We start from the raw sequence: 13869 nt of genomic DNA, 5'->3' as shown, positions 1-13869 counted from the left end.
AGCGCAGGGGGAACACCGTGGCGCTGAAGCACAAGCCGACCGCTCCGTACCACTCGGTCCAGGACGCGCTGCGCGTCCTGGACACGGTGTCGCGGCACACCACCGGGATCACCGGCAACCAACTCGCCCGCGAGAGCGGCCTGGGCCGGGAGCGACTGACCACGCTCCTGCCCATGCTGTGCCGCGAGGCCTACGTCGAACAGGGCGCCGACGGCGCATACGTCGCCGGGGAGGCGTTCGCCCGCCTCTGCTCGGCCCAGGAACAGGAACACGAGGAGGCACTGCACGACACACTCCAGCGCACCCTGGACCGGCTCCGCGACTCCGTCGGAGCCGCGGTCTACATGAGCCGGTACGTGGACGGCGAGGTCGAGGTCACCCAGTACGCCGACGGGCCGGCCACCCCGAAGGTCAACGAGTGGGTCGACTTCCGTGACGCGGCGCACGCCACCGCGCTCGGCAAGAGCCTGCTGTCCCAGCTCGACCACGCCGGCCGGCGCGAGCACCTCGCCCGGCACCGGACGGTCCGGCTCACCTCGCGCACCGTCACCAGCGACAGGCTGCTGCTCTCCCAGCTGGCGGCGCACCCGCCCACGGTGCCGGTCCTGGACCTCCAGGAGTACGCGATCGGCACGGTCTGCGCGGCCGTCCCGATCACCGCCGGCTCCTCGGTGGGCTGCCTGGCCCTGTCCCTGCCCGTCGAACACGCCCACCGCCTGCGCCACGCCGCCGACACCCTCAACCGCAACGCGGCGCCGGTGCTGCTGTCGATGGCGATCTGAGGCCTCCGGTCCGCTGGTCCGGAGCACGTCCCGGAACCGGGTATTATTTTCTAGTCGCCGGCCGCGGGAAGCGGACGGTGGGAGTCATGCGCCGCTAGCTCAGTTGGTTAGAGCAGCTGACTCTTAATCAGCGGGTCCGGGGTTCGAGTCCCTGGCGGCGCACGGTGAAGGGCCTCTCGCAGCAGCGGGAGGCCCTTCGACGTGTCCGGCGCCGGACCCCGGGGACGGTCAGAAGGTGACGTCCGAGCAGGCGTAGAACGCGTTGCCCGTGTCGGCGACCGACCACACCGCGAGGATGACGTGGCGCCCGCTCAGCCCGGACGGCAGGGTGCCGCTGTGCGAGAGGGTCTGCGGCGGGCGCTGCCCGTTGTAGGGCACCTTCAGGAACGGGGTGAGGTTGAGGTCGGACCGGGCCAGGTTGTGGTTCTGGTTCCAGCCCGGCTTGGTGATGTAGTACGAGAAGTCGCTGGTGGCGTGCATGGCCGTGAACTGCCACCGGAAGGTGTAGTTCTGGCCGCCCGTCACCCTGGTCGTCGGCCAGGCGCCGCCCGAGGGCGTCTTCGGGCTGTCGAGCTGGGCGAACCGCGTGTTGTTGGCCGAACAGAGCCGGCCGTCGGCGGCGCCGGAGGCGGGGAATCCCTTGGGGCCCTCGACGCTCTGCGGCTCCCACTGGATGTCGCCGCAGTTGGTCACAGTGCCGTTCTGGCAGAGCTTCTGCCTGCTGATGGGCAGATCGGTGTAGCCGTGGCCGCTGGCACCGCCGGAGGAGAGCACGAGCGCTCCGGTCGTGGCCAGTCCCACCGCGGCTGCGTACAGCTTGGTCCGTGTGCGCATGCTGCCGCTCCTGGGGAACGTGGGGGAGTTTCACTGAGCCGTGCAGGTAGGTCTAGACCAAGTCTCAGATTATGGCCGCCGATTGAGCATGTCCATACCAATAGCGGAACCGGTTCCGGTTCCGCTGTTGGCTCTGCTTCCCATCCCCCGCCCCTGTCCCCCGCTCTACGGCCCCGTCTCCCCCCGCCCCGCGCAGAACGCCACCGTCAGGTCCTTCACCAGCATCTTGCGCTCGTAGTCGTCCAGCTCCACCAGCCCCCGCGTGGTCAGCCGGGTCACCGTGTCCTCCACCGAGTCCACGACCGAGGTGAGCACGCTCGCCCGGTGCTGGGCGTCCAGCACGGCGATCCGGCGCCGGTGCATGACGGCGGCCACCTCGGGGGCGTACTCCACCCGGACCGGCCGCACCGAGAACACCTCGATCCCCACGGGCGCGGCGTCCGCCGCCACCAGCCGGGTCAGCGCGTCCTGCACCGTGTCCGGCGCGCCCCGCACCGCGCCCGGCGCCTCCATCGGGACCCGGAGCAGCGCCGCCTCGACGCACTCGCGCACATACGTCTCGTGGTCCTCGACGCCCAGCGTCACCCGCGCGGTGTCCCGCACCCGCCACACCACCAGGACCACCACCCGCAGCGCCACCCCGCTGTGGTCGGCCGCCTGCATCGGCTCGCTGCGCCAGTGCCGCAGCCGCACGTCGACCCGGCGGCGCAGCAGCAGCGGGTTCACCCACAGCAGACCGGTCCGCCGGACGCTCCCCCGGTAGCGGCCGAACATGCCGAGCACCCAGGCCCGCCCGGTCCGGCCGCGCGCCAGCCCGCCGAACCCGAACAGGCCGAGGGTCCCGGCAGCCGCGTACCCCGCCCACTGCGCGGGCCCGAGTCCGGTGGCTCCCGGGGGTCCCGGAAGTCCGAGGGCGCCGGCCACCAGGGGTGGCAGTACGCCCGCCCACCAGGACGTGGCCACGCACCCGGCCGCCCCGCACAGCCCGGCGAGCACCCCCGCACCGCCGGGCAGCACCCGGGCGGGCCGCTCCACCAGGTCGGGATCGACCGGCGGCAGGGGCAGGGGCCGTTCGGCGACCGGACGGCGGAGCCGCGGCTGCTCCCCCGGTCCCTGCCGGCTCCCCACCACCACGGGACGCAGCCGCAACGGCACCGGGTCGGGCCCGTCGCGGAAGAGCAGATGGACGGGGATCTCGGTGGTGGCCTCGTTCCGGATGACCCGGCCGGTCCGCCCCTTCGCCGGACCCCCGGCTTCGGAGCACGTCTCTTCGGGGACGGACGCTCCGGGGACGAACGGTTCGACGACGGGCAGTTCGCGGGTCGGCGCCCCGGGGGCGCGCGCCTCGCAGACGGGTGGTTCGGGGACGGGTGATTCAGGAGTTTCAGGGGTGATCGTGGTCATGCGTGCCTCCAGCCTCCGCGCCAGATGCGTCACCTCGGGGAACCCTCCGGGCCGTGACGGAGCCCGCAGGGGTGGGTCGCGGCGAGCGACCCTCGGGCTACGAGAAGAGCCGCCGCCAGGTCTCCGGCCCCGGCAGGCCGTCCGCGGCGCCGCCGCGCCAGCCCTGGGCGCGCTGGAACTCCTCGACGTTGCGCCGGTCCGCCTCGCCCCAGCGCGGGCCCGGCCCCGCCACGTAGTGACGGCCGAACCCCCTCCCCACCAGCTGCTGTCCCAGCCGGGTGACGTGGCCGTTGACCGCGCCCGGCCGGAACGCCGCCCGGCCCGGGTAGCCCGGCACCCCGTGCGGGTCCTGCGAGCCCTCGGCGGCCGGGATGTCCCTGCCCCCGCCGGTCAGCAGCAGTTCCCAGGTCAGCGCTCCCGGCAGGCCGTCCGCCGCGTCCCCCTGCCAGCCCTGGGCCTGCTGGAACGCCCGGATCGCCGTGCGGTCCGCGTCCGTCCAGCGAGGTCCGGGGCCGGTGGCGTAGAAACGGGCGCCGCCGCGCTCGACGAGCAGACGGCCGACCTCGGTGACGTGCGGGTTGTTCGCGCCGGGGCCGAAGTGGGCCGCTCCGGGAAACGGCGCCCGGGCCTGCGCGCCCACGCCCTCGGCCCCCGCCGCGCCGCCGGTCACGCCCTTGTACCGGTACGGGACGTAGCCCGCGGAGTTGCTCCAGTAGGCGTACGGGGTGGTCCGCCGCAGGGTGTTCGGCGGGGTCTGCTCGTAGGCCGCGTACAGGGTGCGCGCGTCGTCCACCCAGCCGCCGAAGAGGACCACGTGGGAGCCGCCGTAGGGATCGGACGCGTTGTGGAAGAGCAGCATGTCCCCCGGCTGGAGTTCGTCCTTGCCGATCCTCTGCGCGTACTGGCCGAGGCTGCCGGTCCACTCGTTTCCGGGCAGGTTCCAGGCCATCGAGACATAGCCCGAACAGTCCTGCCGGTATCCGTCGGACCAGAACGCGGTCACGCTGTACGGGACTTTCTGGTCGACCCACCTCCTGGCCCGCTCCATGATGTCCGCGCGGGTGATCGCGCGCGAGGTCGCCGGGACCGAGGGGTCAGCGGGATCGGTGGGCCGGCCGGCGGGACCGTACAACGGAGCCCTCCGGCCCTGCGGGGTGGCGGGCTCGTCACCCGCGGGGACGCCCGGAACGCCGGGCCGCTCGGCGGTGTGCGGGGCGGCCAGGGCGGGGGCGGCCTGCGCGGCGACCACCGCCGAGGCCGCGGCGGCCACCACCAGGGGACGGAACGCCACCGGGTGGGCGGCAGGACCGCCGGCCGGCGCGCGGGCGAGGAGGCGCCGTCGGTGCGCACAGCCGGGGCAGCCGCAGTCGCCCGCGGGCTCGAACTCCTCGAACACCGGGGGTTCCATGCGATTCCCCTCACACGTCCCGTCACACATCCGGCCACACGTCCGGTGAAATACCTCACGTCTGTGCACGGAGGTCAGCTTCTCAACCGCGCCCGGAGCGCGCACTCCGACGGCCCGAACGACGGACGCGCCATGGGCCCAGGTGGCGGACCCCGCCGATCCGGGCCCGGCGCCGGACCACGCCGGGAAGGAGACGGAGGTCGGGAGCACCCCGTCCGGTCCGGTAGAGTTGTCCCGTCAGTGAGCGCCGCTAGCTCAGTTGGTTAGAGCAGCTGACTCTTAATCAGCGGGTCCGGGGTTCGAGTCCCTGGCGGCGCACCGACACGACGGGCCCCTCGCGATCGAGGGGCCCGTCGCTTTTGGCCGGATACCCTCCAGCACCCACCGAGGGCCGTGTCCTGAACGGAACGCCCTCACCACACGTATGGGGCCACTGGAGTCACACGGGGAACAGACCCCCCGGCAGATCCCCTCAGAGGCCACCATGGGCGCATATAACCGGCGTGCACCTGTTTTCACACCTTGCGATCATGATGAACACGGTACAACCTGGGTTCTTCATCATGCCGCGTATTCGCGGCTGTTGGGGGCGGGAGACCGGTTGCGGACGGTACGGGGGGAGAGGTCCCGTTTTCCGGAGCACCGCCGGCGGGGGCATCATGCAACCGAAAGAACGCCATATCGTGTCTATATGGTGTGGGGCCGTGGTGACAGAGGGACACCCCTGACACCACCGACACACCTGGGACGGCCGAGGGGGGCCGGGCACGGGTGGCAGCAAGCGACGAAAACACACGGCGAGCCGTGTGTGGGGGGATGATTCATGACGTCGACGCCGACGGGCGCCCAGGGGGACAACGATCCGTCCCGGACCACCCAGCTCAGGGTGCCTGCGCACCGGACCGGAAACACGGGCGCGTTCCGACGGATCAAGAAGACGCTGCCGAAATACGACTACGAGCATTACAGCCGGCTCTCGGGCCCCCTCACCCAGCCCGATCCGAACAAGCCCTACAGAGTGCAGTACCGCTCGCTGATCTCGCAGGAGCCGCACCGCATCCGCATCGCGCTGATGCTGGCCGCGGCCCCGCTGCTGTCGCTGGTGCTGCTGGTGTGGCTGCTGCAGCCCGCGCACTGGACGGAGCGGGACTACCCGGCGTTCGACTGGCTGCCCGCCCTCGACATGGTGATGCTCGTCTCGATCGGGCTGATCGAGTTCTTCCGCTGCATGAACGTGCTGTCGAACGCGCACGCCACGCTGGTCGCCCGCGACCCGGTCCCGGTGGTGCCGGAGACCGGCACCCGGGTCGCCTTCCTCACCTCCTTCGTGCCCGGCAAGGAGCCGCTGGAGATGGTGACGAAGACCCTGGAGGCGGCGGTGAAGATCCGCCACCGGGGCACCATGCACGTCTGGCTGCTCGACGAGGGCGACGACCCCGAGGTCAAAGAGGTGTGCGCGCGTCTGGGCGTGCACCACTTCTCCCGCAAAGGCGTCGCGGAGTGGAACCAGAAGAAGGGCCCGCACCGCGCCAAGACCAAGCACGGCAACTACAACGCCTGGCTGGACGCGCACGGTGACGACTACGACTTCTTCGCCTCCGTCGACACCGACCACGTACCGCTGCCGAACTACCTGGAGCGGATGCTCGGCTTCTTCCGCGACCCGGACGTCGGCTTCGTCATCGGCCCGCAGGTCTACGGCAACTACGACAACTTCGTCACCAAGGCCGCCGAGTCGCAGCAGTTCCTCTTCCACGCGCTGATCCAGCGGGCCGGCAACCGCTACGGCTCACCGATGTTCGTGGGCACCTCGAACGCCGTGCGCATCAAGGCGCTCAAGCAGATCGGCGGCCTGTACGACTCGATCACCGAGGACATGGCGACCGGCTTCGAGATGCACCGGGCCAAGAACCCGGCGACGGGCAGGAAGTGGCGCTCGGTCTACACCCCGGACGTGCTCGCGGTCGGTGAGGGCCCCAACGCCTGGACGGACTTCTTCACCCAGCAGATGCGCTGGTCGCGCGGTACGTACGAGACGATCATCGGACAGTACTGGAAGGGCTTCTACTCGCTGCCGCCGAGCAAGCTCTTCAACTACACCATGATGATCATCTTCTATCCGATGTCGGCCCTGAACTGGATCCTGGCGGCGCTGAGCTGTGCGCTGTTCCTGGGCCTGGGCGCCTCGGGTGTGAACATCGACCCCGCGGTCTGGCTGATGCTCTACGGCAACGCCTCCGCGCTGCAGATCGGCCTCTACGTCTGGAACCGCCGCCACAACGTCTCCCCGCACGAGCCGGAGGGCTCCGGCGGTGTGGCCGGCATGGTGATGTCCGCGCTGTCGGCGCCGCTCTACGCGAAGGCGCTGATCGACTCCGTGCTGCGCAGGAAGAGCAAGTTCGTGGTCACCCCGAAGGGCGACTCGGCCAGCCCGGACACCTGGTTCGGAACCTTCCGGTACCACTGGTACTTCATCCTGATCTTCGGTGGCTCCATCGCCGCCGGATTCGTCTACGGACACTCGCACCCGGCCATGGTCATCTGGGCGACGTTCGCCCTGCTCATCACGGCCGCGCCCATGTTCGCCTGGCGCCACGGCATGCGCCAGGACAGGAAGAAGCCCGGCGCGCACTCCGCGGGCCGGACACAGGACTCCGCACCGGAGCCCCGGACCCAGCAGCTGCCGCAGACGCCGCAGCAGCACGGGCACCACGCGCCCCACGCCCCGCAGGACCGGCCCGGCTGGGCCGGCGCCCACGGCGGACCGGGAGGGCCGGGGACTCCCGGCGGGCCAGGAGGTACCGGGGGCCATCACCCCGGTGACGACCAGACGATGCAGATCGCTCTGGGTGGACTTGGGGGACGTAAGGAATGAACGACCGTGCAGGCCGCCGTCGCGCCCGTCGGATCGCGATAGGCACGACGGTGGTGCTCGCGCTGGCCGGAATGAACGGGCCGTGGCTGTACCGCTTCGGGACCGAGAAATACCACCAGTACAAGATCAACAAGCCGGAGTACAAGGCGGAGAACGGCCGCTGGGAGATCGTCGAGTTCCCGGAGGAGTACCGCCAGAACACCATCCACGCGGCGCTGCTGCACACCGGCAAGGTGCTGCTCGTCGCGGGTTCCGGCAACAACAAGGACAACTTCGACGCCAAGAAGTACGACACGCGGATCTGGGACCCGGTCAAGAAGACCATCAAGAAGGTGCCGACGCCGAGCGACCTGTTCTGCACCGGCCACACCCAGCTCGCCAACGGCAACCTGCTGATCGCCGGCGGCACCAAGCGGTACGAGAAGCTCAAGGGCGACGTGACGAAGGCGGGCGGCCTGATGGTCGTCCACAACGAGAACCCGGACAAGCCGATCACCCTGCCGGCGGGCACCAGGTTCGTCGGCAAGGAGAACGGCAAGACCTTCGTCTCGAAGGACCCGGTGCTCGTCCCGCGCGCCAAGAAGAACTTCGACAAGCAGACCGGCGAGTTCCTGGGCAACACCCCGGGCTACGGCCGCACCTACGTCGAGGCGCAGAAGGAGGGCGCCAAGTACGAGACCGGCACCCAGGACAACTACACCGTGCAGGGCCTGACCGGCGAGGACGCGCGGAACACGTACGGCATCGCCGAGAAGCTCGCCCTGGACAAGAAGGACTTCCAGGGCATCGACGACGCCTTCGAGTTCGACCCGGTGGCGGAGAAGTACATCAAGGTCGACCCGATGAAGGAGGCCCGCTGGTACCCGACGCTCACCACCCTGAGCGACGGCAAGATCCTCAGCGTCTCCGGCCTCGACGACATCGGCCAGCTGGTCCCGGGCAAGAACGAGATCTACGACCCCGAGACCAAGAAGTGGACCTACACGGACAAGGTCCGCCAGTTCCCGACCTACCCGGCGCTGTTCCTGATGCAGAACGGCAAGGTCTTCTATTCGGGTTCGAACGCGGGGTACGGACCGGCCGACGAGGGCCGCGACCCGGGCGTCTGGGACGTGGAGACCAACAAGTTCGACAAGATACCCGGGCTGAGCGACCCCGACATGATGGAGACGTCCGGCACGGTGCTGCTGCCGCCGGCGCAGGACGAGAAGTACATGGTGATCGGCGGCGGCGGCGTCGGCGAGTCCAGGAAGGCCAGCGAGAAGACCCGGATCGTCGACCTCAAGGCCGACGCACCGCGCTTCGTGGACGGACCCTCGCTGGACAAGGGAACCCGCTACCCGCAGTACTCGATCCTGCCCGACGACAACATCCTGGTCTCGGGCGGCTCGGAGGACTACCGGGGCCGCAGCGACTCCAACATCCTCGAGGCGCGGATCTACGACACGGCCCAGAACGAGTTCAAGCGCGTCGCCGACCCGCTGGTGGGCCGCAACTACCACGCCGGCTCGATCCTGCTGCCCGACGGCCGCGTGATGTTCTTCGGCTCGGACTCGCTCTACGGCGACAAGGCCAACACCAAGCCCGGCAAGTTCGAACAGCGCATCGAGATCTACACGCCGCCGTACCTGTACGGCGAGACCGAGCAGCCCGAGCTGACCGGCGGTCCGAAGACCGTCGAGCGCGGCGGCTCCGCCACGTTCACCTCGAAGGACGCCGGGTCGATCAAGAACGTCCGGCTGATCCGGCCGAGCGCCTCGACCCACGTCACCGACATCGACCAGCGTTCCATCGCCCTGGACTTCGAGGCCGACGGCGACAAGCTGAAGGTGACGGTCCCGGGGAGCCGGAACCTGGTCCAGGCCGGCTGGTACATGCTGTTCGCCACCGACGCGGACGGCACCCCCAGCAAGGCCCAGTGGGTGCAGGTGCCCTGACGCCGGGCACGCAGAGGAAGGGGGCGCCCCCCACGGTGGGGGCGCCCCCTTCCTCTGCGTGCTCCTGCGTACGGCGCCGCAGTGGTCAGTCGCCGGCGCCGGCCTCGGCGAGCTTCACCGCGTAGTCCTCCCACCACTCGCCGGCCTTCGGACCGCCCTTGCACTCGCCGTCCGACTCCCCGGGCCGCTTCACCCACAGGTACGCGTCCACCAGCGGGTCCGCGGTCTCGGTCGTCGGGGTCTCGCCGAGGGCGCGGCCGGGCGGGTTGCACCAGCGCTCGGCCGCGTCGCCCTGCGTGTAGGGGCCGTTGCCGTTGCGACTGGTGTCGATCACGAAGGGCTTGTCGCCTACCTTGGCGGAGAGCTTCTTGCCGTAGGCGATGGAGTCCTCGGTGGAGTAGAAGTTGGAGACGTTCACCGAGAAGCCGTCGGCCCTGTCGATGCCCGCCCGCTTCAGCGGCTCGTGGATCTGGTCGGGGCTGCCCCAGCCGGCGTTGCCCGCGTCCAGGTACACCGTGGTGTTCTTCAGGCCCTTGAGCGTGTCGACGGCGTCGTTGAGGACGTCGTAGCGCTCCTCGTGGTACTGCTCCGGCGTGCAGCCGTCGACCAGGTGGAGCACCGCGTCGGGTTCCAGGATCACGGTCGCCGCGCGGTCCCCGATGCCCTTGGCCACACCGTCGACGAAGGAGCGGTAGGCGTCGCCGTCGGCGGCGCCGCCCTGCGAGTACTGGCCGCAGTCCCGGTGCGGGATGTTGTAGAGGACCAGCAGCGCGGTCCGGCCCGCCCTGTCGGCGGCCTCGGTGAAGCCGCGGGTCTGCTCCTCCGGGTTCTCCGGGCTGATCCATTCGGCGGTGGGCTGCTCCGCGATCTTGCGGATCTGCTCGGCCTCCGCCTTCTTGCCGTCCTGTTCCAGGTCGGCCATCTGCTGTGCGGCGTTGCCCTCCGGGTTGACCCAGAAGGGGCTGGCGCCCTTCGGCTGCTGCGTGATCCCCGCGTCGGCGCCCTTGCCGGAGTCGTCCCCCTCGCCGTCACCGGAGGAACAGCCCGTGATCAGCAGCGCGGCCCCCAGTACCGCTGCCGACGCCCGCCTCCCGGCGAACGCCCCGACCCCCCTGCTGCCGTACATCCAACCCCCCTTGGGTGCACTTGTTCCAAGCCTTCCGAGCCCCAATCCTGACATACACCCCGCGTCACCCATGGGGCCTGGCCCGTCTTGTCCGCGACCTGTTACAGCCCGGAGTACGGCGGATGTCCCCGGCCGGGAGGACCGGGGGCGTCCGCCTCAGGCGGTGCCGCCGGTGCCGCCGGTGCCGCCGGTGCCGCCGGTGCCCAGGACGGTCGCGCGGAACGAAGCCACCAGAGGGCGCAGGTCGACCCGGTGCCATGCGGCCCACAGCTGGACACACGCCTCGTGCCAGGGAAGCTCGCGCACCGCGACCTCCTCGGTGGTGGCGCGGACCATGCTCTTCTGCACGAGGGCCAGTCCGAGCCCGGAGGCGACCAGACCGAGCGCGGTCAGCGGCTCGGCGGCGTCGAGGCGGATGTCGGGCCTGAAGCCGGCTGCCGTGCAGGTGGCGACGAAGGTGTCCCGCCAGGTGGGGTCCTGGGCGTTCTCGACGGCGATCCACGGCTGTCCGTCGAGGTCACCCGGGGTCACCTCCCCCTGGTCGGCGAGGGGGTGCCCCGCGGGCAGGACGAGCAGCAACGGGTCCTCGAGCAGGGGCGCGGCCAGGAGGTCGGGGTCGTCCGCGCCCGGAGGTTCATGGACGAGCGCGATGTCCAGGCTGCGCTGCCGCAGGCCTTCGAACTGCTCGGCGGGCGGAAGGTTGTGCAACGCGATGTGGACGCCGGGGCGTTCGCCGTGCAGAGTGCGCAGCGCGCTGGGCAGGGTGCCGGTGTGCATGGCGTCCGCGACATAGCCGATGCACAGGCCGCCCTCCTCTCCACGGCCCAGTCGGCGGCCCAGGTTCTCCAGACGGTCCGCATGCCGCAGCAGCGCGCGGGCTTCGGCCAGGAAGACATGGCCGTCCCGGGTGAGCCGGATTCTCTGCTGGCCGCGTTCGAACAGGGTGAGGCCCAGGTTCTGTTCGAGCTGCGCGATCTGCCGGCTGAGCGGCGACTGGGAGATGTGCAGCCGCTCGGCGGCCCGACCGACGTGTTCGGTCTCGGCGACGGTGACGAAGTAGCGGAGTTGCCGCAGGTCAAGCATGTAAGACCTCGAAGGACTCAAGTCAGTCCAAGTAAGTCTTGGACAGTCTCAACTCTAGTTCCTAGCCTCGGACACATCAGACCGACGGACCGCGCCCGGGGCGCACGCACCCCGTCCGTCGCAGCTCTCACAGCAAGGATCCCCACCGTGTCCGTCACGTCTCTCCTGCCCGGCCGCCTGGGCTTCGGCACCGCACCGCTGGGCAACATGTTCCGGGCCATCCCCGACGAGGAGGCCGCCGCCACCGTGGACGCCGCCTGGAGCAACGGCATCCGCTACTTCGACACCGCGCCCTTCTACGGCGCGGGTCTGTCCGAGATCCGGCTGGGTGAAGCACTGGCCGGCCGCCCCCGTGACGAGTTCGTCCTGAGCACGAAGGTCGGCCGCGTCATCCTCGACGAGGCCGAGGACCCCTCCGCCCGCGACCTGGGCGAGAAGGGCGGACTCTTCGCACACGGACGCCCCAACAAGATCGTCAACGACTACTCGGCCGACGCCACGTTGCGTTCCGTCGAGGACAGCCTCGAGCGGCTGAGGACGGACCGCCTCGACATCGTGTGGGTGCACGACGTCGCTCAGGACTTCTACGGCGACGAGTGGCTCGCCGCATACGAGACCGCCCGCACCGGAGCGTTCCGGGCACTGCAGCGACTGCGTGACGAAGGCGTCATCAAGGCCTGGGGTCTCGGCGTCAACCGGGTCGAGCCCCTGGAGCTGACGCTGGACCTCGACGAGCCGAAGCCGGACGCGTTCCTGCTCGCCGGCCGCTACACACTGCTCGACCACGAGCGCGCCCTGCAGCGCCTGTTGCCGGCCGCGAGCGCTCAGCGCGTCGACATCGTCGTCGGCGGACCGTACAGCTCCGGAGTCCTGGCCGGCGGGCAGCACTTCGAGTACCGGAAGGCCCCCGAACCGGTCGTCGCCAAGGTGGACCGCATCAAGGCACTCGCGGGGCAGCACGGCGTCGGCGTCAAGGCCGCAGCGCTGCAGTTCTCCCTCGCCCACCCCGCGGTCGCCGCGGCCGTTCCCGGTGCTTCCCGGCCGAGCCGCCTCGCGGAGGACGTCGCCGCACTCGGCGAAAAGGTCCCGCCGGCCTTCTGGACGGCCCTGCGCGCGGAGGGGCTGATCGCTCAGGACGCCCCCGTACCCGGCGCATGACCCCTTCCTCACCCCACCCCTTCAGGAGACAACAACCGTGGCAACCACCACCGCGACCCTCGACCTCCCCGTGCCCGCCGCGCGCGTCTGGCAGCTCATCGGCGGCTTCGACTCCCTGCCCGACTGGCTGCCCTACATTCCCGAGAGCAGGCTCAGCGAGGGCGGCCGCGTCCGCAGCCTCTCGAACGAGGAGGGCGACGTCATCGTCGAACGCCTCGAGGCGTTCGACGACCGGGCGCGCACCTACAGCTACTCCATCCTGCGGGCGCCGTTCCCCGTCACCGGCTACCGCTCCACCCTCACCGTGCACGAGGTGCCCGGCGGACGGAGCCGCGTGGAGTGGTCCGGCACCTTCACACCGGTGGGGACGAGCGAGGAGGAGGCGATCGCCCTGTTCCACGGCATCTACTCCGAGGGACTGGCCGCACTGAAGGAACACGAGATGTGAGACGCGGCCTCCCGCGCGGTCCGGGAGCAGTCCGGTCGGCGGCCGCGAGGGGGCGAGTCGCCGACCGGAACAGGTGGCCGGCGTCAGGTGGCGGTGTCCGTCAGGTAGGCCGAGACGATCACGTTGGCCGTGTAGTGGTGGCGCGCCCGGTCGTAGGCGCCGCCGCAGGTGACCAGGCGCAGTTCGGCCCGGCCGGAGCGGCGGGGTCCGTAGGCCTGCCGGGCGTCGAAACCGTCCCGGGGGAGGACCTGGACGTCCTCGACGGTGAACTCGGCGACCTCGGCGTCCGCGCGGACCACCCGGATCTTCTGGCCGGGCTGCAACGTGCTGACCTCGTAGAACACGGCGGGCCGGGTCTCGGTGTCGACGTGCCCCACCACCAGCGCGGTGCCGGACGCCCCGGGCGCCGCCCCGTCCGCATACCAGCCGACCGTGCCCGGCCGGTCGAACGGCGGCGGGTCGAGCGCGCCCCGCTCGTCCAGGCCGCGGGCCACCACCGGTGCCCGGACGTCCAGACCGGGTATGTCCAGGCGCCGTGGCGGCGCCTCGTCCAGCGGCCGGTGGGCGGGCGGGAGCTCCATCCGGGGCGGTCGGCCGGCCGCCGCCATGTCGCCCGTGGCGGGTCCGGACACGCCGGGGCGCAGATCGGTTCCCTCACGGCCCCACAGCCAGAGCCCGAGCAGCAGGACCACCCAGGCCGTCCCGGTGAGCAGCCGCCCGACACCGGACGGGCTGTGGTTGTGACTGTGGTTCTGGTTCTGGCTCTGGCTCTGGCTCTGGCTCTGGCTCTGGCTCTGGTGATGATCGGTCATCG

At 70.7% G+C, this 13869-nt stretch carries 11 protein-coding genes and 2 tRNA genes; 7 read left to right on the top strand and 6 right to left on the bottom strand.

Annotated features, from left to right (window positions below):
- Window positions 1–17: 17 nt before the first annotated feature.
- Window positions 18–782: an IclR family transcriptional regulator gene (locus ACWEQO_RS23625; protein WP_452985114.1), complete on the top strand. Its 765-nt coding sequence runs from the start codon at window positions 18–20 to the stop codon at window positions 780–782.
- Window positions 783–870: 88 nt separating this feature from the next.
- Window positions 871–944, top strand: a tRNA-Lys gene (locus ACWEQO_RS23620).
- A 66-nt stretch (window positions 945–1010) separates the two neighbouring features.
- Here the strand turns inward: ACWEQO_RS23620 and ACWEQO_RS23615 are convergent.
- The 3 genes from ACWEQO_RS23615 to ACWEQO_RS23605 form a co-directional block, all read right to left on the bottom strand.
- Entirely contained in the window at window positions 1011–1616 is a 606-nt protein-coding gene (locus ACWEQO_RS23615) for a lytic polysaccharide monooxygenase auxiliary activity family 9 protein (RefSeq protein ID WP_361449250.1), read from the bottom strand.
- 165 nt (window positions 1617–1781) lie between these two features.
- The gene (locus ACWEQO_RS23610) at window positions 1782–3020 is read right to left on the bottom strand and encodes an SPFH domain-containing protein (protein WP_452985113.1); all 1239 of its coding nucleotides are present in this window, start codon (window positions 3018–3020) and stop codon (window positions 1782–1784) included.
- A 97-nt stretch (window positions 3021–3117) separates the two neighbouring features.
- Window positions 3118–4428, bottom strand: coding sequence for a peptidoglycan-binding protein (locus ACWEQO_RS23605; RefSeq protein WP_452985112.1), 1311 nt, complete (start codon window positions 4426–4428; stop codon window positions 3118–3120).
- Window positions 4429–4672: 244 nt separating this feature from the next.
- On the opposite strand from ACWEQO_RS23605, the gene ACWEQO_RS23600 reads away from it, so the two are divergent.
- The 3 genes from ACWEQO_RS23600 (at window position 4673) to ACWEQO_RS23590 (ending at window position 9240) form a co-directional block, all read left to right on the top strand.
- Window positions 4673–4746 (top strand) — tRNA-Lys (locus ACWEQO_RS23600).
- A gap of 505 nt (window positions 4747–5251) precedes the next feature.
- A complete protein-coding gene (locus ACWEQO_RS23595) occupies window positions 5252–7303 on the top strand; it encodes a glycosyltransferase family 2 protein (protein ID WP_452985111.1) in 2052 nt (683 codons plus the stop codon).
- Window positions 7300–9240 carry a galactose oxidase-like domain-containing protein gene (locus ACWEQO_RS23590; protein ID WP_452985110.1) on the top strand — a complete coding sequence of 647 codons (1941 nt, stop codon included), beginning with the start codon at window positions 7300–7302 and terminating at the stop codon, window positions 9238–9240. The genes ACWEQO_RS23595 and ACWEQO_RS23590 overlap by 4 nt, the downstream gene beginning before the upstream one ends.
- Window positions 9241–9325: 85 nt before the next feature.
- Here ACWEQO_RS23590 and ACWEQO_RS23585 read toward each other — a convergent pair whose 3' ends face one another.
- Both ACWEQO_RS23585 and ACWEQO_RS23580 read right to left on the bottom strand, forming a co-directional pair.
- Window positions 9326–10366, bottom strand: a complete 1041-nt coding sequence (locus ACWEQO_RS23585) for a glycoside hydrolase family 6 protein (protein WP_452985109.1) — start codon at window positions 10364–10366, stop codon at window positions 9326–9328.
- A gap of 156 nt (window positions 10367–10522) precedes the next feature.
- Window positions 10523–11449 (bottom strand): LysR substrate-binding domain-containing protein, encoded by a 927-nt coding sequence (locus ACWEQO_RS23580; protein WP_452985108.1) that lies wholly within the window; start codon window positions 11447–11449, stop codon window positions 10523–10525.
- Window positions 11450–11596: 147 nt separating this feature from the next.
- Between ACWEQO_RS23580 and ACWEQO_RS23575 the strand changes: the two genes are divergently transcribed.
- Both ACWEQO_RS23575 and ACWEQO_RS23570 read left to right on the top strand, forming a co-directional pair.
- On the top strand, window positions 11597–12607 hold the full coding sequence (locus ACWEQO_RS23575; protein WP_452985107.1) for an aldo/keto reductase: 1011 nt from the start codon (window positions 11597–11599) through the stop codon (window positions 12605–12607).
- A gap of 37 nt (window positions 12608–12644) precedes the next feature.
- Window positions 12645–13055: an SRPBCC family protein gene (locus ACWEQO_RS23570; RefSeq protein WP_361449225.1), complete on the top strand. Its 411-nt coding sequence runs from the start codon at window positions 12645–12647 to the stop codon at window positions 13053–13055.
- 83 nt (window positions 13056–13138) lie between these two features.
- On the opposite strand, the gene ACWEQO_RS23565 is transcribed toward ACWEQO_RS23570, so the two are convergent.
- Window positions 13139–13867, bottom strand: coding sequence for a class F sortase (locus tag ACWEQO_RS23565; protein WP_452985106.1), 729 nt, complete (start codon window positions 13865–13867; stop codon window positions 13139–13141).
- Window positions 13868–13869: the final 2 nt, after the last annotated feature.

Source organism: Streptomyces sp. NPDC004051 (assembly GCF_053604275.1).
The sequence above is the reverse complement of the archived record's forward strand: the minus strand, read 5'-3'. Positions and strand labels throughout refer to the sequence as shown.

Excerpts from the sequence above, each read along its gene's own strand:
- ACWEQO_RS23565 (WP_452985106.1), bottom strand. The coding sequence starts at position 13,867 with ATGACCGATCATCACCAGAGCCAGAGCCAGAGCCAGAGCCAGAGCCAG.
- ACWEQO_RS23610 (WP_452985113.1), bottom strand. The coding sequence starts at position 3,020 with ATGACCACGATCACCCCTGAAACTCCTGAATCACCCGTCCCCGAACCA.
- ACWEQO_RS23590 (WP_452985110.1), top strand. The coding sequence starts at position 7,300 with ATGAACGACCGTGCAGGCCGCCGTCGCGCCCGTCGGATCGCGATAGGC.
- ACWEQO_RS23615 (WP_361449250.1), bottom strand. The coding sequence starts at position 1,616 with ATGCGCACACGGACCAAGCTGTACGCAGCCGCGGTGGGACTGGCCACG.
- ACWEQO_RS23605 (WP_452985112.1), bottom strand. The coding sequence starts at position 4,428 with ATGGAACCCCCGGTGTTCGAGGAGTTCGAGCCCGCGGGCGACTGCGGC.
- ACWEQO_RS23585 (WP_452985109.1), bottom strand. The coding sequence starts at position 10,366 with ATGTACGGCAGCAGGGGGGTCGGGGCGTTCGCCGGGAGGCGGGCGTCG.
- ACWEQO_RS23595 (WP_452985111.1), top strand. The coding sequence starts at position 5,252 with ATGACGTCGACGCCGACGGGCGCCCAGGGGGACAACGATCCGTCCCGG.
- ACWEQO_RS23580 (WP_452985108.1), bottom strand. The coding sequence starts at position 11,449 with ATGCTTGACCTGCGGCAACTCCGCTACTTCGTCACCGTCGCCGAGACC.